General features: G+C 47.8%; 21 protein-coding genes and 1 riboswitch. Of the genes, 12 read left to right on the forward strand and 9 right to left on the reverse strand.

The window, feature by feature from the left end; translation table 11 throughout:
• Positions 1-10 precede the first annotated feature (10 nt).
• Entirely contained in the window at positions 11-712 is a 702-nt protein-coding gene (gene rluF / locus MHI06_RS00505; protein ID WP_169483083.1) for a 23S rRNA pseudouridine(2604) synthase RluF, read from the forward strand.
• Between the two features lie 140 nt (positions 713-852).
• Here the strand turns inward: rluF and motB are convergent, their stop codons facing one another.
• Complete coding sequence (motB, locus tag MHI06_RS00510) at positions 853-1671, reverse strand: flagellar motor protein MotB (RefSeq protein WP_340400079.1); 819 nt, start codon at positions 1669-1671, stop codon at positions 853-855.
• Positions 1658-2458 carry a flagellar motor stator protein MotA gene (motA, locus tag MHI06_RS00515; protein ID WP_169483081.1) on the reverse strand — a complete coding sequence of 267 codons (801 nt, stop codon included), beginning with the start codon at positions 2456-2458 and terminating at the stop codon, positions 1658-1660. The genes motB and motA overlap by 14 nt, the downstream gene beginning before the upstream one ends.
• Positions 2459-2692: 234 nt before the next feature.
• Between motA and MHI06_RS00520 the strand changes: the two genes are divergently transcribed.
• From MHI06_RS00520 to rbsK, 3 genes are all read left to right on the forward strand, one after another.
• The gene (locus MHI06_RS00520; RefSeq protein ID WP_340400080.1) at positions 2693-2986 is read left to right on the forward strand and encodes a hypothetical protein; all 294 of its coding nucleotides are present in this window, start codon (positions 2693-2695) and stop codon (positions 2984-2986) included.
• Between the two features lie 254 nt (positions 2987-3240).
• Entirely contained in the window at positions 3241-3537 is a 297-nt protein-coding gene (locus tag MHI06_RS00525; RefSeq protein WP_169483078.1) for a 4a-hydroxytetrahydrobiopterin dehydratase, read from the forward strand.
• A gap of 44 nt (positions 3538-3581) precedes the next feature.
• Positions 3582-4568, forward strand: coding sequence for a ribokinase (gene rbsK, locus MHI06_RS00530; protein ID WP_340400081.1), 987 nt, complete (start codon positions 3582-3584; stop codon positions 4566-4568).
• A gap of 71 nt (positions 4569-4639) precedes the next feature.
• Here the strand turns inward: rbsK and MHI06_RS00535 are convergent, their stop codons facing one another.
• From MHI06_RS00535 to MHI06_RS00555, 5 genes are all read right to left on the reverse strand, one after another.
• Positions 4640-4996 carry a cytochrome c gene (locus MHI06_RS00535; RefSeq protein ID WP_169483076.1) on the reverse strand — a complete coding sequence of 119 codons (357 nt, stop codon included), beginning with the start codon at positions 4994-4996 and terminating at the stop codon, positions 4640-4642.
• Between the two features lie 150 nt (positions 4997-5146).
• Positions 5147-5641 (reverse strand): GNAT family protein, encoded by a 495-nt coding sequence (locus MHI06_RS00540; RefSeq protein WP_340400082.1) that lies wholly within the window; start codon positions 5639-5641, stop codon positions 5147-5149.
• A 355-nt stretch (positions 5642-5996) separates the two neighbouring features.
• Positions 5997-6452 (reverse strand): C40 family peptidase, encoded by a 456-nt coding sequence (locus MHI06_RS00545; RefSeq protein ID WP_340402025.1) that lies wholly within the window; start codon positions 6450-6452, stop codon positions 5997-5999.
• An 18-nt stretch (positions 6453-6470) separates the two neighbouring features.
• A riboswitch (cyclic di-AMP (ydaO/yuaA leader) is annotated at positions 6471-6608 on the reverse strand.
• A gap of 253 nt (positions 6609-6861) precedes the next feature.
• Complete coding sequence (locus MHI06_RS00550) at positions 6862-7704, reverse strand: hypothetical protein (protein WP_340400083.1); 843 nt, start codon at positions 7702-7704, stop codon at positions 6862-6864.
• A 10-nt stretch (positions 7705-7714) separates the two neighbouring features.
• The gene (locus MHI06_RS00555; RefSeq protein ID WP_340400084.1) at positions 7715-9706 is read right to left on the reverse strand and encodes a M1 family metallopeptidase; all 1992 of its coding nucleotides are present in this window, start codon (positions 9704-9706) and stop codon (positions 7715-7717) included.
• 101 nt (positions 9707-9807) lie between these two features.
• Here MHI06_RS00555 and MHI06_RS00560 point away from each other — a divergent pair, with 101 nt between their 5' ends.
• Positions 9808-10311, forward strand: coding sequence for a YwhD family protein (locus MHI06_RS00560; RefSeq protein ID WP_017691308.1), 504 nt, complete (start codon positions 9808-9810; stop codon positions 10309-10311).
• A 198-nt stretch (positions 10312-10509) separates the two neighbouring features.
• On the opposite strand, the gene MHI06_RS00565 is transcribed toward MHI06_RS00560, so the two are convergent.
• Entirely contained in the window at positions 10510-12588 is a 2079-nt protein-coding gene (locus tag MHI06_RS00565) for a PBP1A family penicillin-binding protein (RefSeq protein ID WP_340400085.1), read from the reverse strand.
• A gap of 413 nt (positions 12589-13001) precedes the next feature.
• Between MHI06_RS00565 and speE the strand changes: the two genes are divergently transcribed.
• Positions 13002-13829 carry a polyamine aminopropyltransferase gene (gene speE / locus MHI06_RS00570; RefSeq protein WP_017691306.1) on the forward strand — a complete coding sequence of 276 codons (828 nt, stop codon included), beginning with the start codon at positions 13002-13004 and terminating at the stop codon, positions 13827-13829.
• A gap of 14 nt (positions 13830-13843) precedes the next feature.
• On the forward strand, positions 13844-14713 hold the full coding sequence (speB, locus tag MHI06_RS00575) for an agmatinase (protein ID WP_169483070.1): 870 nt from the start codon (positions 13844-13846) through the stop codon (positions 14711-14713).
• A gap of 425 nt (positions 14714-15138) precedes the next feature.
• Here speB and MHI06_RS00580 read toward each other — a convergent pair whose 3' ends face one another.
• A complete protein-coding gene (locus tag MHI06_RS00580; RefSeq protein ID WP_017691304.1) occupies positions 15139-15270 on the reverse strand; it encodes a hypothetical protein in 132 nt (43 codons plus the stop codon).
• A 618-nt stretch (positions 15271-15888) separates the two neighbouring features.
• Between MHI06_RS00580 and MHI06_RS00585 the strand changes: the two genes are divergently transcribed.
• From MHI06_RS00585 to argS, 5 genes are all read left to right on the forward strand, one after another.
• The gene (locus MHI06_RS00585; protein WP_340400086.1) at positions 15889-17076 is read left to right on the forward strand and encodes a hypothetical protein; all 1188 of its coding nucleotides are present in this window, start codon (positions 15889-15891) and stop codon (positions 17074-17076) included.
• 218 nt (positions 17077-17294) lie between these two features.
• A complete protein-coding gene (locus MHI06_RS00590; RefSeq protein ID WP_340400087.1) occupies positions 17295-18776 on the forward strand; it encodes an alpha-N-arabinofuranosidase in 1482 nt (493 codons plus the stop codon).
• Positions 18777-18779: 3 nt separating this feature from the next.
• The gene (locus MHI06_RS00595) at positions 18780-19046 is read left to right on the forward strand and encodes a DUF6171 family protein (protein WP_340400088.1); all 267 of its coding nucleotides are present in this window, start codon (positions 18780-18782) and stop codon (positions 19044-19046) included.
• Between the two features lie 265 nt (positions 19047-19311).
• On the forward strand, positions 19312-19737 hold the full coding sequence (locus MHI06_RS00600; RefSeq protein ID WP_340400089.1) for a DUF1934 domain-containing protein: 426 nt from the start codon (positions 19312-19314) through the stop codon (positions 19735-19737).
• On the forward strand, positions 19734-21413 hold the full coding sequence (argS, locus tag MHI06_RS00605; RefSeq protein WP_340400090.1) for an arginine--tRNA ligase: 1680 nt from the start codon (positions 19734-19736) through the stop codon (positions 21411-21413). Before MHI06_RS00600 ends, argS begins: the two co-directional genes overlap by 4 nt.
• Positions 21414-21449: the final 36 nt, after the last annotated feature.

The following is a 21449-nucleotide window of genomic DNA, read 5'->3' on the forward strand; positions in this document are numbered from 1 at the left end:
AGATTACCTTTTGCGTATTAATAAATTTATTAGTGAAACAGGTTACTGCTCCCGGCGTGAAGCCGACAAGTTGGTGGATAGCGGTCAGGTCACGATTAATGGAATTAAGGCTGAGCTAGGCAGTCAGGCAGAAGAAGGCGACGATGTACGAATCAATGGCAAGCCGATCAAGGAAAAGAGAAAACACGTATATATCGCGCTGAATAAACCGATCGGGATCACAAGCACAACCGAGCAGCATATTCAGGGCAATATCGTTGATTTTGTCGGGCACGATGAACGTATCTTTCCTATTGGACGTCTGGATAAGGACTCTGAAGGTTTGATCCTGATGACCAATGATGGTGATATCGTTAACCGGATTCTCAGAGCAGAAGGGCGCCATGAGAAAGAGTATATCGTCACTGTTGATCGATCCGTAACCCCGAGTTTCCTTAGAGGCATGAGTACAGGAGTCAAGATTCTGGGTGAAATGACACTGCCATGTACAGTGACCCGGATGACGGATCGTGTATTCCGAATTATCCTGACCGAAGGAAAGAACCGCCAGATTCGGCGGATGTGTAGTGCTTTTGGCTATGAGGTTCGTAAGCTGAAGCGGGTTCGAATCATGAATATCCATCTTGGAGAAATGGCAACAGGTGCATGGAGAGAGCTTACCGCCGCCGAAAAAGCGGAACTGGGCGGTCTACTCGACTATTCACTGGAATAGTCGAGTAGACTTTGACTAATTCATCCGAAATAATGTGAAAATATATAGGATAAACCAAGCGCCAGCCATATATAAACCCAAAAGACCGTTCTCCTTGTATCTGGAGAACGGTCTTTTGGTTAATGAATCGCTGCAGGCTTCTAGTTTCCTTCGCCAACGGCTTTTACATTCGTATTGTTACTTTGATACTTCCGAATGATGGATACCTCTACGCGGCGATTCTGTGCTCGTCCAGCGTTGGTGTCGTTGCTGGCGATGGGATGATACTCTCCATAACCACTTGGTGTGAATTTGGAAGGGTCCAGTTGCGTGTTCAGCAACAGGATTTTCAGGAAGTTGAGCGCACGATCTGCGCTTAGATCCCAGTTATCCTTATATTGGTTGTTCGAAATGGGAATATTATCGGTATGACCGGATACAACCACTTCGTATTCAGGGAACTCCTGCAGCATACTTGATATCGCTTTGGCCAGGGAGCGGGATTCAGTCTTTACATCCGCTCGTCCTGAGGAGAACAGGGCATTATCACTGATGGTGATCTTCAATTCAGACTGATTCAGCTTGGTGTTCAGCTGGTCCGAGAGCCCGTTCTTCGAGATATATTTGTCGAGTCGCTCTTTGAGTTTCTCCAGGTCTTCTTGTTCTTTCTTAGCCATCTGTGCATCTGTAATCTGAGCTGGTGTTTTCTTGGTGATTTCTGTAGGTTCTTGTTTGTTCTTACCCAAATCAGCACCTGGCGTATCCGGATTCATGGACGAATGGTCCAGAATTCCGGAACCTCCATTTAATGCACTGTTTAGTGCGGAAGCCATCTGTTCGAACTTAGCTGCATCGATTGAACTCATGCCGAACAATACAATAAACAGAGCGAGCAACAAGGTCATCAAGTCGGAATAGGGAAGCAACCAACTCTCGTCTATATGTTCTTCATGTGGTTCGTGCTTCTTAGCCTTTTTCACCTGATGAGTCCCCCTTCTCATCCAGTTGTTTACGTTCGGAAGGTGTCAGGAATACAGATAATTTCTGATTGATGGCAACGGTGGAAACACCGGATTGAATCGAGAGCAGACCCTCAACCATCATCAACTTGATTTCCATCTCTTGCTTGGACATACGCTTCAACTTGTTGGACATTGGATGCCACAGTACATAACCTGTGAAGATACCCAAGAGGGTAGCGATGAATGCTGCCGCAATGGCTTGAGAGAGCTTATCCATATCGCTAAGGTCCGCAAGGGCTGCGATCAAACCAACTACGGCTCCGAGAACGCCAAGTGTTGGAGCATACATACCTGCTTGGGCGAAGAGTAGCGCACCACTGCGGTGGCGTTCTTCTGCGGTATGAATATCTTCCATTAGGACATCACTTACAAATTCCTGATCGTTACCATCGATAATCATTCGCATACCGCTACGAAGGAACTGATCGTCGATATCTTCTACTTTTGATTCCAGTGCAAGCAAACCTTCACGACGGGTAGTGGAAGCCCAGTCCATAAACGTGCCGATCAGGGATACGCGATCGATCAATTTTTGCTGTTTGAACAAAATCCCGAAAAGCTTCGGAATTCTCTTAACTTCTGACATGGGGAATGCCATAAAAATACTTCCTGCGGTACCAACAAATATAATCATGTAGGCTGCTGGGTTGTTGACCAGATTAATTAGGGGAGCATGCTTCAACATCATACCGAGTACAAGTGAAGCGAGTCCCAAAACAAGTCCAATAATTGTTGAAATGTTCATTATACACCTCATCCATGAGATAAAATTGAATCCTTTCAAGCGGCTATATCCGGGCTTCCAGACGAACATTGTGCCGCAATCCGTTACATGTTCGGCATCCCTTGTGGCTGCATAAACAGTTAGAACGGTCATATATAGTATTTATCGACCAGAAGGCCTTTTTTTTTAAGTGTTATTTTCAGGTATAATAAGATCAAATCCGCTCCTTAGGGGCCGAATAGGAGTGAAAAGCCAATGGGCGTAAAGCATGGACGGGATTATGAAGGAATTTTGACAGATTTGACAACGGCAATCGGACGCATACCGGATCGATATGTTTTCTTTGAAATGGATGCGGAAGAGTGGGAGAGACTCGGGGCACCTGAGCAACTTGAAGTGGATGAGGCGTTAGCGGAGGATCTGTTCTATGCGCTAGGTGAGGAGTCTATCATTCCGGTTGGAAGTGGAGTGGTCATCCATGATAAGGAACAGCACCGCATTCATATTTTGATTGGGGAAGAAGAGTTGACGTTTGTGCCGTTAATTTAGTATGTGTACATGCTATTTTCGGGGGCATGAATGGAGAAGGGATTCTCCTCAAAGCCTTACGGTTATTGGTTCTATGCCATGTAGTTGATTGGATTTTGAAGCTTGTCCGTGGTAAGATGTTAGTCGTGAAATGGGCTAACCGCATGGCGGTGAGCCTGGCCTTTGAGGTTGCTATGAATCGCGCCGAAGGTGTCGGTGGTTATACAGACGCACGTTGTCTGTAAGGTACCATCCTATGGGGAGGAAGATAACGCATGGTTTTTTCGCAAGAGGAAGTCGAAGCTCATCTGGGGAGGCTGGAAGGCTGGGAACTGGAAGAGGGACGGTGGATTGTACGTAAATTTATGTTTTCCAACTACATGAAAGGGATTGCATTTGTGGATGAGGTCGCTGCGATCTCGGAAGCATTCAATCATCATCCTTTTATTACGATTGACTATACAACGGTTACGCTGCGTCTCACGTCATGGGATGCGGGTGGTATTACATCTGTAGATATCAAGGAAGCAGGACAATATAACGAAGCTTATGACAAAATGAGGTCCGAATAACGAGATCGGTTATTATCGCGCGGCCGGAAGTGAGTGAACCATACATGTCAGACTATAATCAGAAACAACCTCTTATTGCTGTCGTAGGCAGTCTCAATATGGATCTCGTGGTAAAGACGGATACGATTCCGGAAGAGGGAGAGACGGTGAGCGGTGAGGAGCTGCATTATCTCGCTGGTGGCAAAGGGGCAAACCAGGCTGTTGCCGCTGCGCGTCTGGGTGGACAGACTACGATGATTGGTGCGGTGGGATCGGACGGTTTTGGCGAACGTCTGCTGCACAGTCTGACGGAAAGTGGTGCAGATGCCTCGCAGGTTCGCATATTGGAAGACACGGTTACAGGGACGGCTTCCATCTGGCTTTCTCGGGGAGACAACCGGATTATCGTTATTCCTGGTGCGAATGGACAAGTTGTGCCTGAGATGCTGGAAGAGGCGGATACGGTAAAAAGCCTGACTGCAGCCGCAGCGGTGCTGCTGCAGCTGGAGATTCCGCTGCCAGCAGTCACCCGCGCCGCCCAACTGGCGGCTGAAGGCAGCGCACTGGTGGTGCTCAACCCGGCTCCCGCGGTGCCGGGTCTGCCCCAGGAGCTCCTGCGGTGCATCGACGTTGTCACGCCGAACCGCAGCGAGCTTGCCGTGCTTACCGGCCGGGATCATCTCCGGCCGGAAGACCTGGATGCGGCGGTCGCAGAGCTCGCCGCATCCCTCGGGGCCGCTGTCGTCACGACGCTCGGCCCCGAGGGGGCTGTGTACGCGGCGGCGCCTGGCGGCCGCGTACAAGCAGGGCGTGCCGGCGCGTGCCGTGCGCCCGGCTACGCCGTAAGCGCCGTCGATACGACCGGCGCTGGCGATTGCTTCAACGGCGCGCTGGCGGTAGCCCTCGCGCGCGGTGAGACTTTGGACGCGGCCGTAGGCTTCGCCATGGGTGCGGCCGCGTTATCCGTGACGAAGCTCGGCGCCCAGTCCGGGATGCCGTCCGCACGTGAAGTCGAGGCCTTTCTGGCGGAGCACGCGTCAGAAGCCCAATAAATGATACAACAAAGAGGCTCTTATTCTCCCAACAGGGGATTAAGGGCCTCTTTGTTGTGCGTGTGCAAAGATTATTTCTTCTCTGCCAACCACATAGCGATATTTGCAATCTCTTCATCCTGCAGCCTGCCTTTGAAGGCAGGCATGCCACCTTTACCTTTGACAATCGTGGAATAGATCTTCTCCAGATCATCCTGGCTACCGATGTTCGCCAGAGCAGGCCCTACGCCACCCTGAAGCTGATCTCCGTGACAGGAAATACAATTGGCTTTGACCAGTGCTTCAGCCTGTCCGGCATCCAGTGCTACTTCTGGCATGGTTGGTTTGGCTTCTTCAGCCACTTCCTCTTTCCCTGGAAGCGTAAACATTAAAACAATAGCTAAAGCGCATGCTGCAAAAAATACCCCGCTCATGATCCATTTGTGCATCCCTTATGTCCCCTCCAGAATGAAAGATCATCTAACCTGAAACTATCCATATCATTATAACGGAACCTGTAGTGACATCATAGCATTTTGTGGTAATTTTTTGAACTAATCACATAACAAGGGGCAGATTGGGTTGTTTTGCAATGGATTCTAATCGCGATGCCCTTCATAGACCATGCAGTGAAAGGGCATTAAGCCGCTTGGTGTCTGTCGTTCGTATGTATCCTGAGTGACAAATCCATTCTTCAGATAGACTTGAATGGCACGGGCATTCCAGGTGAGCACTTCAAGATCAATCTCATTCGTCCGGTTCCGGCGAATGGCTTCCTGCACAATGGCGGTGACAAAAGCTTTCCCTTGACCCTGACCACACAGCTCTGGATGCATGCCGAGGCCAATCCGGGTTACTCCCTGAAGTGGGAAGTATTGAGCAAATCCGCAGATGCGATCATGCTGATCAAGAACAATCGCATATTGTTCCTGCCGCAGCTGCGCATCCCCAAATTCAACTTCCAGTGCTTTCATCTGCTCCCAGGGTAGCCAGCTATAGATATTGTAAGGCGGGTCATACTGCCAACTGCAGATAAGCTCCGCATGTTCTTCTTGCATGGGTACAACGTGAAACGTTACAGGGGCTTCATTCATACATCTGCACGCTCCTCTCAGTCATTACCAAACTCTCTGTCCACTCTACAAAAGAGCCGTTCATTTAGCAAGTCTCCCTTTCCAGGAAAAAAATGAAACAAAAGTTCCGGTAATTCCGTTTATATTATAACGGGATGGGTAAAAACATCATAAGGGCACGGACGAGCGAACGCAAAATGAACCTGTTGATGTCGCAGGATATACCTCATGTGTAACTTGCAACGTAAACAGGGAATGAAGCACAAAAAAACCGCCGGATACATTCCTGCGGAGAATGTATCCGGCGGTTCTGTTATGCTTCTTGCTTCGTTCCAGTATGGTTAATGGTTACAGCATCATGTTGCTCAGCTTGTCCCTAGTCAAGGGCCAGTGATTCATATGCGTCCGTGCTCATAATCCGTTTAGCGCCAACATAACGATTGGCCCAATAGTTTTCACTCAATGCACTGATCGTAACACCTTTGGAAGAAGAGGAGTGTGCGAACTTTCCATCCCCTACAAAGATTCCTACATGAGATACGCCTTTACCTGTTGTATTGAAGAATACCAGATCGCCAGCTCTCATCTCCATGCGGGATACGGAATCACCCATGTCGAATTGGGAACTGGATTGGCGTGCCAAATCAATACCCAACTTGTCGAATACATACCGTGTAAATCCGGAGCAGTCAAAGCCGTTAAGCGTTGTTCCCCCACTTTTGTATGTAGTTCCCATTGCTGAATCAATTACTTTGTCCATCTTTGAATCTGCGAATGCGCTGCCTGCACCAAGCGATAATGCGAATGTGAGGCTAAGTACAGCTGCGGTTATTTTCTTCTTGAACAAGAGATATACCCCTTCCAACGCCTGCGAGGTTAGCTTAAGGATTCGGTTGAAGGTCCCCTATGATCCCTCTGTAGCAAGATCAATTCACCCATAACTGGTTCCCCCGCTTCCCAGGTGCCAGGAATTTGGCTATGCTAGTTATGCACCTGCGAAATCAAGAAATGACGATTTAATTTTAAGTAGTTACAAATATGAATGTAAAGATTACAAAGTTGTTACTAAAAACTCACTGCGATTATTGTAACAGAGGAGTACCGGTTTGGCAACGTTTAACAACAAAATTAGCAAAAAAACCTCGACCTTTGACGGGGAAAGGTTGAGGTTTGCCTATTTATAAGTACATATTAGGCCATAAGTTTAACATGTGATGGTAACAATTTTTAAACTATCTGCTCTAACCTTTGGATGTTTTGGACTGCCATAATCGGAAATGGGCGCATATTTTCCATAGGCTCAATAGACATCTGGCAAGTGGATACGTCTGTTGTAGTATAAGTCCGGTGAGTCCTGTTAGTAACCATGAGGCTGAAGTGAATGCCCCGAAGACAAGCAGGTGAGCTCCCCCCAGCAGCAGTGCAATGCCGATCACGGTGATGAGATGGCGCATTGTAATCCAGAGCGCTTTGAGTGTGCCGTGAGCGCCACCTTCCCCTTCCGGTGCGGAAACACCAAACTGCATGTAGAGCAGGGTATGGTGGATGATCCAGCCATATACGATCCAGGCGGCAACATAGGGTATGCCTGGCAAGAGTAATTGAAGGGAATGAAATCCATCCATTAGAATGGAATACAGCTTCGGCACGAGCCAGTAGCCGGGCAAAAGCATCAATAATGTACGAATGGTATGGAGCAGCAGCATCGGTTTCCATAGATTTTTAATCCCGCGGACGAATGGAATTCGCTCTTCTGTACTATTATAGTGCTGAAGCGAATAGAGCAGTCCTGCCTGAATGAGGGGGCTAATCAACATGCGAAGCAGCAGCATGGCCCCCAGAATCCACAGATAACGATGAACCTCCGGATGGGTAGACAGGTTAAGTTGGCTTTCCATTTTGAACAAAAGCGTACTTAGCTCCCCGGCATCGGGATCCGGATAACGCAGGAGTAGTGGGACGACAGCCGATTGTATCATTCGATAGAGGAAATATCCCCATATAAGTTGATAAAGAAATAAAAGTGCTGCAATGAACATATGCTGACGGACGAGAAACCAGCCTTCACGTATTTTCGCTTTCACCGTTTCCACCTCACCATGACAGACTTCCGAATATGGCTTCTATTAGTTTGGTTACACTCATGCTCCAGCGGGACTTCGCCCGCTCATCCAGTCCGGCATTCAGGAAATTGTTCATATGGCGGTTCTCCAGCACGATCGTGTACAGGGGATCGGTCATGGCCCAGGACACGGGAGATGTGTGAATTAATTTATAGGTGATGCGATCTTCTTTGCCATCCCATTGCTTGGTGAGGATATGTCCGTCTTCAAAAACAATGCGAACAGGAACGGCGCTGTAGTCGCTGCCTTTTTTCGCGATCGTCACAGATGACTCGTACCATGTTTGGCCGTCTTTCTGCACGGGTGTAACACGGATCTTCTCTACAGCAAAGTCAGCCATTCCGTTACCATAGACATATTGGTTAAAATAATCAGACCAGGAAGTACGGGTCACTTGTTCCACAACTTTTTGAAAATCAGCCGAAGTGGGATGTTTGAAGCGGTACTTCTTCACATAGGTAGAGAGAATACGTTCCATCTTTTTCACACCAACTTGATGTTCAATACCGAGTAATACAAGCTTGCCACGTGTGTAGACATTGGCTGCATACTCATTCTGTGAATCGAACTTCCAGGATTCTTGTGTTAAAGATGAAGGAGACGTAATCAGTCCCGATTGTACCGGCAGGTTCGGGATCAGTCCGTATTCCTGCTCCATCAGTTTGTCTTCTGCATAAGAGGTGAATCCTTCATCTAGCCAAGCTTCCTCAAATTCGTTGCTGGCAACCATGCCGTAGAAGTATTGATGTCCAATCTCGTGGACTACGGTTCGTTCCAGGTCATAACCTGGCGTGGTATCATCGGCTCCAAAGGCTGTGATTAGCGTGGGATATTCCATGCCTCCGGCACCGTTCCCCGTTTTGGGTGGAACAACGATGGATAAAGTGGCGTAAGGATATGGACCAAACCATTTGCTATAATTGGCTAGAGCGGCCTTCGCGGCGTAGAAATAACGTTCTTTCAGATCCTGATGAGCAGGGTCCAGATATAACTTGATTCGTACACCAGGTACATTGGGTGCAGAGAAAGGCTCCTCGGCATACACAAAATCGGGTGAGGCTGCCCAGGCGAAGTCATGCACATCATCAGCATAGAATTGATAGACTTTTTCTCCATTCTTCACCACGGCTTGCTGCGTCGGAAATCCGGTAGCAGCCACCTTGTATGTTTCAGGCACCCGAATACGTACACTATATATACCGAAGTCGGCGTAAAATTCCGAATTGCCGTGGTATTGGTGCAGATTCCAGCCTTCCGTTGTTCGTCCGCGCCTGCCCACAGGTTCATAGGCACTTAGTTTGGGAAACCATTGACCTGCCATGACAAAATTATCAGCAGTTCCCATCCTTGCAAAAATCTTGGGCAGATTCACTTCGAATCGGGTGTGGAGTGTGATGCTTTCCCCGCCTTTGACGGGTTTGGGCAAACGTACTTTAATGAGGGTGGTGTCCTTGATATTTCCGTCATCTGGCTGCACATACTGCATCCGGTGCAGAAGAGAGAGCCCGTCCTCCGTTTTCATTTCGGTAATATGCATGGAACCATAGCCATTGGTAGGCATGACATCACCCCGAAGCTTTCCGCCGGATTCCTTCATAAAGGTGGTGTCAGCAGAAGAGAAGGCATTAGGGTACATATGAAAATAAAGCTCATTGACGGTTTTTTTACCTGGATGTGTCCATGTAATCGTCTGAGTTCCTTCTAATACGTTCCCTTCTGCCAGCTTTACATCCATGTGATATTCCACAATGCGGTCGCTGTACACTTCGGCGGTAGGGGTCTGTACACTTTCTGGAGGTGCTGGGGTTGGAGCTATTGCCTTGGGCTTGCCCGATTCGGGGGCGAGTACTGGCAATTCGGAATGAGTTGAGCGAGTGTAACCCAGAGTGATCCATATCCCTCCGGCCAGCACACACAGGGCCAGGGATGCGGTGAGCCAGCTCTTGGCGCGTCGTGGAATCATCGTTAAATACCTCCCGTTGACAAGCATCTACAGCATGTATATGTTTGCAATGGGCCAATTATTAGTTAAAATATTTGTATCAACCCTTGGAGGCTATAAACATGGACCAAAACGAGCAAAACGGCAAAAAACAGATTGCCTTGAATATCGTTAGTGCAAAAAGCAAGCATAAAGGCTTCGGTGCGGGCTCCATTGAACTGAATAACCTTTCCCCGGTCATTATTGATAATGGCGAAGCCAAAATCGATATTGGTGCGATGCATGCGAAGAGTAAAGTGGAACGCAATATCAAGTTCTCTACCAATCGTGAGGATGTGCCCAACGGACGCCAGGTATGGCTGGTATGGGTAGCTGTCGATCGCACGGAGGAAGGCCAACTGTATGGTGGAGCAACGGCATGTGAGATGTGGATTGATACGGAAGCAAGACGTGGATGGAAACTGCTGGCCGAACATGTGAATCGCATGGATTATGCCTTGAAGCGTCGCTTCATGCTGGATGAGCTTGGACCCGAAGCTCGAGCTGCACTTAAGACACTGTTGATCTCACACAACGAAGACTGGTGGAATGCTTCTCCGGATGTATTGAAGGAAGCACTTGCCTAAGTTAGATCATTCAACACAGTATAAAAGAAAAAAAGCAAAAGGCCCTTTAACCGGAAAATTCGGTTGGGGCCTTTTTGCTTGTTCATTAACAGTATTCATCGATCTGAATAATTATGAGTTTTCATCCGAAGTGAATTTCCAAATGATCAATATAACCAGGGGTCGAAGGTGACGTAACTAAGTCATCGCGCATTTGCGTCATTCTACCCACCAACGTTTGAAATCTCCCCACCAGGAATGTTTCTCTTCCTGTATGCCTTGTTGATTCTGTACCTGACGGGTCTTCTCATCTTCTCCAGAATCCGAATCATCCGCCGTACCATGACATACCTCTGTCGGTTCAGTGCCATCAATAAAAACTTCCAATCGCTTCTCTTCACAGCCGTTGCCTGCCAGTTTGCCGGATTCGGGGTCGATATAGACACTTACAACACGATCAGGTACGGTAAAGATTTTGGGTGGTACGCTCGCAAGGGCCTGCTCTGTGAACTGGGCAAAGATCGGCGCCGCCCGTCGGCCATCCGAAGTCGAGATGGCTTTGCCTTGATCGTAACCAACCCATACCGCGGTGGAGAGCTCCGGTGTGAATCCGACCAGCCAAGCATCCGTATTGGTCGTTCCTGTCTTTCCGGCTACTGGACGTTTGATCGCAGCAGACACCCGGTTACCCGTTCCCCCATTTTCGAAGACACTTTCCATTAAACGAGTCAGTACATAAGCTGCCGCAGGTTCCACCACGGTCTCAGCCTTCGTCTGGGGCGATTCATAGAGCACACGTCCTGCGGCATCCGTCACTTGCAAAATGGCTACAGGTGGCGTCCGTTGTCCACTAGCCGCGATGACAGAAAAGGCCGACGCCATCTCTAGCGGACTGACAGGTGAGGTTCCCAGTGCAAGAGAGGGCACGGCGCTCAGGTTGCTTGTAATGCCGAGGCTTTTGGCCATGCTCACAACTTGCTCAGGACCAATCTGCATAATGGTGTTCACCGCATAGATATTGTCTGAAGCGGCGATCGCCTGTCTTAGATCAATCTCACCCAGATACTTGTCTCCAAAGTTGCCGGGTTTATAGGTTTTGCGGTCGTTGTCATAATGAAACAGGGTAGGTTCACTGTTAAACATGGATGCACTGGTGAGTTGCTTGGATTCCAGGGCTGCCAGATACATAATGGGTTTAAACGCCGAACCTGGCTGGCGTGTGGTCGCCAGTACATGGTTAATCTGATTGGTGCGGTAATTCTTGCCGCCTACCATGGCTTTGATATAGCCCGTTCGAGGGTCAATGGACACGAGGGCCGTCTCCAGCTCGCTTTTGGCATCCATACCTTTCGCTATGGCGTCTTCAGCTGCTTTTTGTACACGCAGATCCAGTGTAGTGTAGATGTTCAAACCCCCGTGATCCAGCATCGCTTCACTGATTCCCAGTTCTTTGATGGCCAGACTCCGAATATAGTCACGGAAAAACGGTGCGCTTTCCACTGTTTTACGCTCACTTTCCGGTTTGAACGAAAGCATTTTCTCATAGGCTTTATCCGCTTCGGCCTGGTTGATCTTGCCGATATCGGCCATGGCATTCAGCACAATCTTCTGTCGGTCTTTGGCATTCTTCATATGGTTATAGGGTGAATAGTAGGTGGGCCCTTTCGGGATTCCTGCCAGCATGGCGCTCTCTGCGAGATCCAGCTGTTTGGCTGATTTGCCAAAATACATCCGCGAAGCCGCTTCGATTCCGTACGCTCCATGCCCATAATAGATTTCATTCAGATACATCTGCAAAATTTCATCCTTACTGTATTTCATCTCCAATTGCGCCGTGTACATGGCTTCCTTGGCTTTACGAGTCCATGTTTTCTCATGAGATAGATACAGGTTACGCGCCAGCTGTTGAGTCAAGGTACTCGCACCCTGCGACATCTGCATATGTTCGAGGTTAACGAGCACAGCCCGTCCCATCCCTTGCACGTCGAACCCGTAGTGATTATAGAATTTTCGGTCTTCTACAGCCAGAGTGGCATTGACCAGATCTGGCGCGATATCTTCCAGTTGAACAGGTACAGAATCTTTGCCACCTGCGGAGAAGGTAGCGATGACTTCACCTTGACTGTCCAGCAATCTGGAATTCCGGTCCGAGTCTGCGAGAGGCAGGCTGGTTGCGTATAGATACACTAGTCCCGCCGCGGTAGCAAGCATGGCGAGCACGGCGAGCAGAGACAGGTTTTTAATGAATTTTCGTACACGGAACCCGCGTTTGCGGGTCTTTTGATTTGGCTTGGTCATGGAACGGGCTCCTCTCTTTTCTTCCAGTATGGGACTTGATTGGCAGGGATATTCAATCGGGTGCATAAGCGAACAAAATGTAGCATTTTCGCCGGAAAAACCGTTTTGCAGTATAAACGTCAATCGCGTATAATGCAAAAGGGTAATGAAAAGGTAAGATTCGGCACAAGATACTAAAGCGCGTAAGGACGAACAGACGAATGGTCATTGATTCATTGATTAGTCAGACGCTCTGCACGCTCTGGTCAAATTTAATCTATATAATGAAGTGAACCGCGGACCTTTCCCGCAGGCCAGCAATCATAACGCGATATGGCGCCGAACGCTGGACGTGCTTGGGCGAACCGATTATAGTGCATAGCGCTTGGTCGGATATGGCTGATCATTAACTTTACGGAAAGAAGGTAGAGATTATGGAATTGTGGTTTACGGAGAAGCAGACCCCGGTATTCGGGATCACCGCGAAGATTAAGCAGACCTATGTTACAGAGAAAACCGATTTTCAAGATTTGGCCATGGTAGAAACCGAGGAATTCGGTAACATGTTGCTCCTTGATGGCATGGTGATGACTACCGTAAAAGACGAATTCGTATATCACGAAATGGCGGCACACCCTGCGCTGAACACTCACCCGAATCCCAAAAAAGTTCTGGTTGTTGGTGGCGGCGATGGCGGAGTCATTCGTGAAGTCATTAAGCATGCTGCTGTAGAAAAAGCAGTTCTCGTCGAAATCGACGGTAAAGTCATTGAGTACTCTAAAAAATATTTGCCTGAAATCGCCGGCAAGTTGGACGAGCCTAATGTTGAAGTGCTCGTAAACGACGGCTACATGCATATTATTGAACATAAAAATGAATACGATGTGATTATCGTAGACTCCACGGAGCCTGTAGGCCCGGCTGCGCCACTGTTTGAGCGTGGTTTCTACCAAGGTATCTACGAAGCACTCAAAGAAGACGGAATCTTCGTTGCCCAAACGGACAACCCTTGGTTCAAGGCGGATCTGATCCAGAAGGTGAACAAAGACGTCAAAGAAATCTTCCCGATCGTACATGTGTACGGCTGTAATATTCCAACATATCCAAGTGGTTTGTGGACATTCACCATGGGTAGCAAGAAACATGACCCGCTCGAAGTGGATGAGACTCAAATCCCGGAGATGGATACCAAGTATTACTCTCCGCGTCTGCACAAAGCAGCATTTGTACTTCCTAAATTCGTGGAAGATTTAACGAAATAAAGGGGAAATCATTAATGAAACTGGATCAAGCTTATTCAGGAAACGTATTTATTTGCAGCTCTGAGGATTATGAGAACTCGAAAGCAGTTATCTATGGAATGCCGATGGATTATACCGTCAGCTTCCGTCCGGGTTCCCGTTTTGGCCCATCTCATATCCGTCAAGCATCGGTTGGACTTGAAGAGTACAGCCCGTACCTCGACAAAAGCATTGTAGACATGACGTACTTTGACGCTGGAGACTTGCTCTTGCCTTTCGGTAACGCGGGACGCAGCCTTGAAGTAATTCATGAATACATTGGTAGCCTATTGGCTGACGACAAATTCCCAGTTGGTCTCGGTGGCGAGCATCTGGTTACTTGGCCGGTCATCCAACAAATGTACAAGAAATACCCGGATCTTATCTTGATTCATATTGATGCACACGCAGATCTTCGTGAAAACTATGAAGGCGAGCCACTGTCACACTCCACACCAGTACGTAAAGCAGCTGAGTTGATGGGTGGCAAAAACATCTATCAGTTCGGTATTCGTTCTGGCTCCCGTGAGGAGTTCCAGTATGGTCGCGAGAACATTAACTTCTATCCATTTGAAGTGGCAGCTCCGATGAAGGAAGCTCTTCCGAAGATGGGCAATCGTCCGGTATACGTAACCATCGACATCGATGTACTTGATCCGTCAGCAGCACCAGGAACAGGTACAGCAGAAGCGGGCGGTATTACGTCCAAGGAACTTCTGGAAGCCATCCACATGATCGCTGGATCTGATGTAAATGTAGTTGGTTGTGATCTGGTTGAGGTTGCACCAATCTATGATTCAACACAACAGACACAGATTGTAGCTGCGAAGCTGATCCGTGAAATGCTGCTTGGATTCGTGAAATAATCACAGAATAATCGATAAGCAAGTATAATGCTCTCTGTCTGCGCGGGTTCAAATCTGCGTAGGGGAGGGCATTTTTTTATTACTAACGTTACCGCGTGTCTTCAACTATTCCAGCTTAAGGAACCGGCTGCATGATAGATCCGAAACTATTCTGCCAAGCGAAATAACGAGGTTGAATTCAATTAACTTAATTTAACTTCTGTCTGGAGCTATGTTATACTGGCTACATCAGTATTCAGTAGTATATGAGTTTATATATTACACTCGTGAAGTATATGGTGATCGGGTTCGACCATATACTAAAAAAAGAGCCTTTACCGCGCCAACGGCAAAGACTCTTAGGACCTGAAAGGCTGTGGATTGCCACGGCGTGCATGAATTAAATACTGTTATTCAAGCGAAAACCCACCGTCAGGCGTCCAACCTTATGAGGTGGGTTTTCGCTTGCTACGAAACTTTTTGCGTAACCAACGGTAAAGCTTTCGTCCGCTCAGTACAATACTGAGGATCGCAGCAATCCATCGGATCACATCAAGCAACGCCACAAGTTTGACCATCGACGTCACCCCCTCTCGGGAAGCTACGCCGTGATCCGAAAACATCCACCGTTATTCAAAAGTCCATAACATTAATTATAGCACGTACGTTCCTATGACTCTACCATTTATTGCATGTGTTAGTATAGGCTCGTTTATGCAGATATCCTGCTGTGGGATGATTCTATGTTAGTATTTATGTATAATATGGAAATAGAGGAAGGTGAACGTGTATGCGTGTGATTCGATCTCAATTGAGTATGTATCCCAAGTGGCTAACTGCAGTTTTTATAGTGTTTGTCATAAATTTTGTATTAGCAGTGACGGTATTTCTCAACTTCACATTGATGGTGGCTAACCTCGTGATGCTTTTTGCTGCATATAGTATTCGGGTATATAAATACAACAAAATATATTTTAGTTTATGCCTTTTCTTAAGTGTCAGTTTTGTTATCATTGGTATCAGGACATTTCCCATTTAACTTAGAGTACACAACGTTTAGTAATCAACCACCCTTTCCTACATGATCCAATCATGGGTAAAGGTGGTTTTTTTCTTGCGAAATTGTCATCGGAGTTCATCGGATTGTTACGTTAAAAGCATCCAATTTGGGTAAAACCATAGAAGGAGGTGTTACGATGACAACCAAGAGAACGATGACATGGAAACGGATTGGTGCGCTGGCATTATCGTTAACGCTGGCTTGGGGGATGGGACCGGTACATACGCTATCAGGTGCTAACGCTGCATCCTCACAGGCATGTGGAAAGGGAGACCATGGACTATCTGCTATTTTGAAAAAGGGTAGTGGTGTGGAAGAGCAACACCTGCAATTTACTGATATTGATTTTCTTAATGATACAACTGGACGAGCCGGGGGCGAGGGGTTTCTAATCGGTACATCGAACTCAGGCTGTACATGGCAGTCCATATATACCGGGCAGTGGCAATTCACACAGCTTGATTTTCCGAATAATGTGAACGGTTATGCGCTGGCACGAGTGAAGGATTCACCTGCAACCTATCTGATCCGTACCAATGATGGAGGATCTCACTGGACGCGGCTCGATACACCGGGTATTCAATTCAAACGCATTGATTTCCGCAATAAAGATGTAGGTTATGGTTACACCTATAATGGTGCATATCAGACGAAGGATGGTGGCGTAACCTGGAGCAAAATGAACACTCCTGTCAACACGCGTGCAGCTACCTTCGCGACAGAGAAGCAAGGGTATGCTGTCGTGGTTGTACCCGGATTGGGATATCAATTAAAGCAAACGAGTGATGGTGGCAAGAACTGGACCACTTCTCTCCGGGTTACATCGGATACATGGAGCGGAGCGGATCTGTATGCACATGGTCAGCAAGTATGGGCCCTTCTGTATGGTGATGCAGGCATGTCCCAACAATCCTACTCCCTCTATGCGAGCGGTAACCAAGGGAAGGATTGGACACAAGTATTTGCGCAATCCACAGCAGGGGGAGGGCCTGCACCGGGTGCGAACAGTACGGCTAAAGGAACTGGACCTGCCAATCCTGGCGGTCATCCAGGCAACATGGCGCTGATCGGTAATCAGACGGCTTATCTGTCCGCAGGGTCGCCTGCAGCTGGTAAAGTGGGGATTGGGCGTTCATATGATACAGGTTCCACGTGGAAAAACGTTGACCTGAAAGATCCGGGATATAGTTCCCGTATCTCGTTCCCATCTGCGAAGACAGGCTGGCTGGTAGTGACAAGTGATAACTCACCTGCGATTTATCAGACTACAGATGGTGGAACGACCTGGACACAAAAAATCTTGTTACCTTCAGAGCAGGATTAAATAGCCTGTTATTCTGAAATAACAACCAAGCAAATCCAAATTAGAAATGAATGAAAATCAATTTGGTATGTCTCTGCATGAATTTCTATAACAAACAAGTCTCTTCCTGATCAATTACACAGGAAGAGGCTTGTTTGTGTAGAAATAAAAACGGTTGAAACCTACTCCGAAACGAGTTATTGTAAGCGATAACAATACATTTTATGGAGGTTGAAATCATGGTCGATGTTATTTTAAAGGCGGATTCAGATCAAGGATTAATAAACCGCAACATATATGGTCACTTTTCTGAACACTTGGGGCGTTGTATATATGAGGGGTTGTGGGTAGGAGAGGATTCACCTATTCCGAATACGGATGGCATTCGAAATGATGTGTTAACGGCCTTGCAGAAGCTTAATATTCCAGTGCTTCGCTGGCCAGGAGGTTGTTTTGCCGATGAGTATCACTGGAAAGATGGTGTAGGTCCGAAGAGTGAGCGTGCTCGTATGATCAATACACACTGGGGCGGTGTGGAAGAGAACAATCACTTTGGTACACATGAGTTCTTGAGATTATGTGAGCTGCTCGGCACGGAGCCATATATTAGTGGCAATCTGGGTAGCGGTACAGTGCAGGAGATGCAGGAATGGGTGGAATACATCACGTTTGATGGCGAATCCCCGATGGCGAACTGGCGTAAGAGTAATGGTAGGGAAGAACCGTGGAAAATGAAGTATTTTGGCGTGGGAAATGAGAACTGGGGATGCGGCGGAAACATGCGTCCTGAATATTATGCGGATGAATATCGCCGGTATGCTACATATGTACGTAACTATTCCGGTAACGAGATTTATAAAATCGCTTGTGGGCCCAACGAAGGCAACTATGAATGGATGGAAGTCCTGATGCGGGAGGCTGCTCGCTTTATGGATGGAATCAGTCTTCATTATTACACCATCCCTACAGGAGAGTGGAATGATAAAGGTGCAGCAACAGGATTCGGCGAGGCTGAATGGTTCACCACCTTGAAGAAGACGCTATATATGGAAGAGTTGCTGGTGAAGCACTCCGAGATTATGGATAAATATGATCCAGAAGGCAGAGTCGGCATTATTGTGGACGAATGGGGTACATGGTACAACGTTGAGCCGGGCACCAATCCAGGGTTCCTGTATCAACAGAATACAATGCGGGACGCTGTGCTTGCAGGCGTTAACCTGAATATTTTCAACCAACATAATAAACGGGTACACATGGCAAATCTTGCGCAGATCGTCAATGTGCTTCAATCGCTTGTGCTCACGGAAGGGGACAAAATGCTCCTGACCCCTACGTATCATGTATTTGATATGTATCAGGTTCATATGGATGCGCAGCGACTGGACTTGAATTATGAAAGCCCTGGATACACCTTCGGAGAAGACACCATTCCTCAGCTCAGCTTGTCAGCCTCCCGTAACAAGGATGGGGTCATTCATGTGACAGCTTGTAATCTGAGTCACACGGATGAGTTAGAAGTCGTGTGTCAACTGGAAGCGACTCAAGCGGCTAAAGTATCCGGGCAGATTCTGCATCATGCTGATTTTGGTGCATTCAATACGTTTGAACAGCCGAATCACGTTCAGCCTGTGACGTGGGATGGAATCACACTTGAGAATAATACCTTGCGTTTTGTCCTTCCACCAGCATCGGTTGGGGTCATCGCTGTAGAGGGTTAATAAATGAAGAGGCAGGAACCTTGCAAGGGCTGTAATGATCAGTATGATGTGAAGATTAGTGATGCCAAAATGGCCAGACTTATTGAGATTGCCTCACGCTCACGATCGACGGTACAGGATGAGGAATATGAGCGTAGACTCTCCATCTGCTCGACATGTCCGGGATTGCAATATGACACAACCTGTCGGCATTGTGGTTGTCTCGTACAGGTGCGAGCGAAGCTGAGCGAGTCGACATGTCCTTTTCCTTATGAATCGCAATGGGCCTGATCGGATGAACGAATCTTATTATAATGAAGCAAAAGGGGGTTGCACTTTACAGGTGCGGCTCTTCTTTTTTGGCTTGATGAGGAAAAAACTCTGAATTTGGATTTGAATTGAGCGAGGGAACTGGATATAGTTATACAGTAGAGTGTAGGATAGCGAGCTATCCGGGAATATGAGCGCGTATAGCGACACAACAATACAGGAAGGGCTGTTCTCACCGGCCGTGCCTGATTTTGCGTCGCCTCGAATATAATGGAGGTTAACATTCATGTCGAACATGCGACCGGTACACATCCGGCTGCACAGCCGTTATGAAGGTGAAGATGTGCTGCAGGAAATGAAGGGTGAAGCCGTGGTGAAAGGGTCTGTTCTTTATGTTCGTTATGAAGAACCACAGGTTGGACCCGAGGGAGGCACAACCCGCACCACATTGAAGCTGGGCGGACAATCCATCAAGATTATACGTCATGGTGAGGTTGAATCGGAGCAGACTTTTGAATTGAATCGGAAGCTTCCTGGTTTCTACCGATCGCCATACATGTCGTTTGCCCTGTCCACGCATACACAGAAGCTGGAACTTTCCATTCAGGGATTGAGCGCACGCGCAGCGTGGAGCTACGACTTTTACCGCTTTGATGAAGAATCCGGACATTTCGCGATTAGTTTGCATATACAGGAGGAACCAATTTCATGACACGTAATCCACTAGATACGATTAACGAACGGGTAAGCACAGCCATCGGTAACGCCATTGTGGCGGCCGGGATTGTTACGCAGGACGAATTGCCAGCTATCACATTGGAAGTGCCGCGTGAGAAGACACACGGGGACTTGGCGACCAATGCTGCCATGCAGCTTACCAAGATTGCCAAGCGCAATCCGCGTCAGATTGCTGAAGAGATCATTGCTAATCTGAATCTGGCTGAAGCTGGAATCGAGAAGGCTGAAATTGCTGGTCCAGGGTTCATTAACTTCAAGTTGGACAAGAGTTACCTTTACCCAGTACTTGCGCTTGTGCAGGACCAGGGTGAAGATTACGGAAGAATTAACATCGGAGAAGGGCGAAAAGTCGAGATGGAGTTCGTTAGTGCCAACCCGACAGGTAGTTTGCATCTGGGTCATGCCCGTGGAGCAGCTGTAGGTGATGCACTATGTAACATCCTTGACTACGCAGGATATGATGTAACTCGTGAGTACTACATTAATGATGCAGGTAATCAGGTGTTTAATCTGGCTCGTTCCATTGAAGCTCGTTATCTGCAAGAGCTGGGTCAGGATGCTGAGATGCCTGAAGATGGTTATCACGGTGAAGATATTAAAGGATTCGCCAAGCAGCTTGTTGCTGAAAAGGGCGAAGAATTGCTGTCCATGCACCCGGGTGACCGTGCGGCTTATTTCCGTGACTTTGGCCTGGAGAAGGAACTGGACAAGATCAAACGTGACTTGAATCGCTTCCGTGTTAACTTTGATATCTGGTTTAGCGAAACTTCCCTGTATGACAACGGAGAAGTGCTGCGCGTACTGGATGAATTGCGTGACCGCAATGAGATCTATGAGCAAGACGGGGCAACTTGGCTGAAAACGATGCAGTATGGCGACGACAAAGAACGTGTATTGATCAAGAACGATGGCACGTATACTTACCTGACGCCGGACATTGCTTATCACCGTGACAAATATGCGCGTGGATACGACACGATGATCAACATCTGGGGTGCAGATCACCACGGATATATTCCACGGATGAAAGCCGCGATGCAAGCACTGGGCAATGACCCTGAGAAATTGGTGGTCTTGATTGCACAGATGGTAAGCTTGTTCCAGAACGGTGAAAAAGTGAAAATGTCCAAACGTACAGGTAAAGCTGTAACGATGGAAGACCTGATGGATGAAGTCGGCATTGATGCCATCCGTTACTTCTTCACAATGCGCAGCATGGACTCCCATCTGGACTTTGACATGGACCTTGCGATTTCGACATCTAATGAGAATCCGGTATTCTACGTACAATATGCGCATGCCCGTGTATGCAGCGTATATCGTCAGGCTGAAGAACAGGGTATTGAGCTGCTGCCACTGGCACAGATTGACCTGTCCAAGCTGACAACAGAGCATGAGTATGACCTTCTCCGCAAAATGGGAGAGCTGCCTGAGGAGATCTCGGCAGCGGCAACAGGATATGCACCTCATCGTATCATCCGTTATGTATACGAGCTGGCATCCCTGTTCCACAGCTACTACCGTGCAGAACGTGTTATTACGGAAGACGCGCAGCAAACTCAAGCACGTCTGGCACTGATCGGTGCTGTGCGCACCGTTATCGCCACAGCGCTTCGTCTGGTAGGCGTAACCGCTCCAGACAAAATGTAAAATCCAGGCTCGCGACACATCGCCGCTCTGCCTAAG

The sequence above is a fragment of the Paenibacillus sp. FSL H8-0079 genome, assembly GCF_037991315.1.
Classification (GTDB): Bacteria; Bacillota; Bacilli; order Paenibacillales; family Paenibacillaceae; genus Paenibacillus.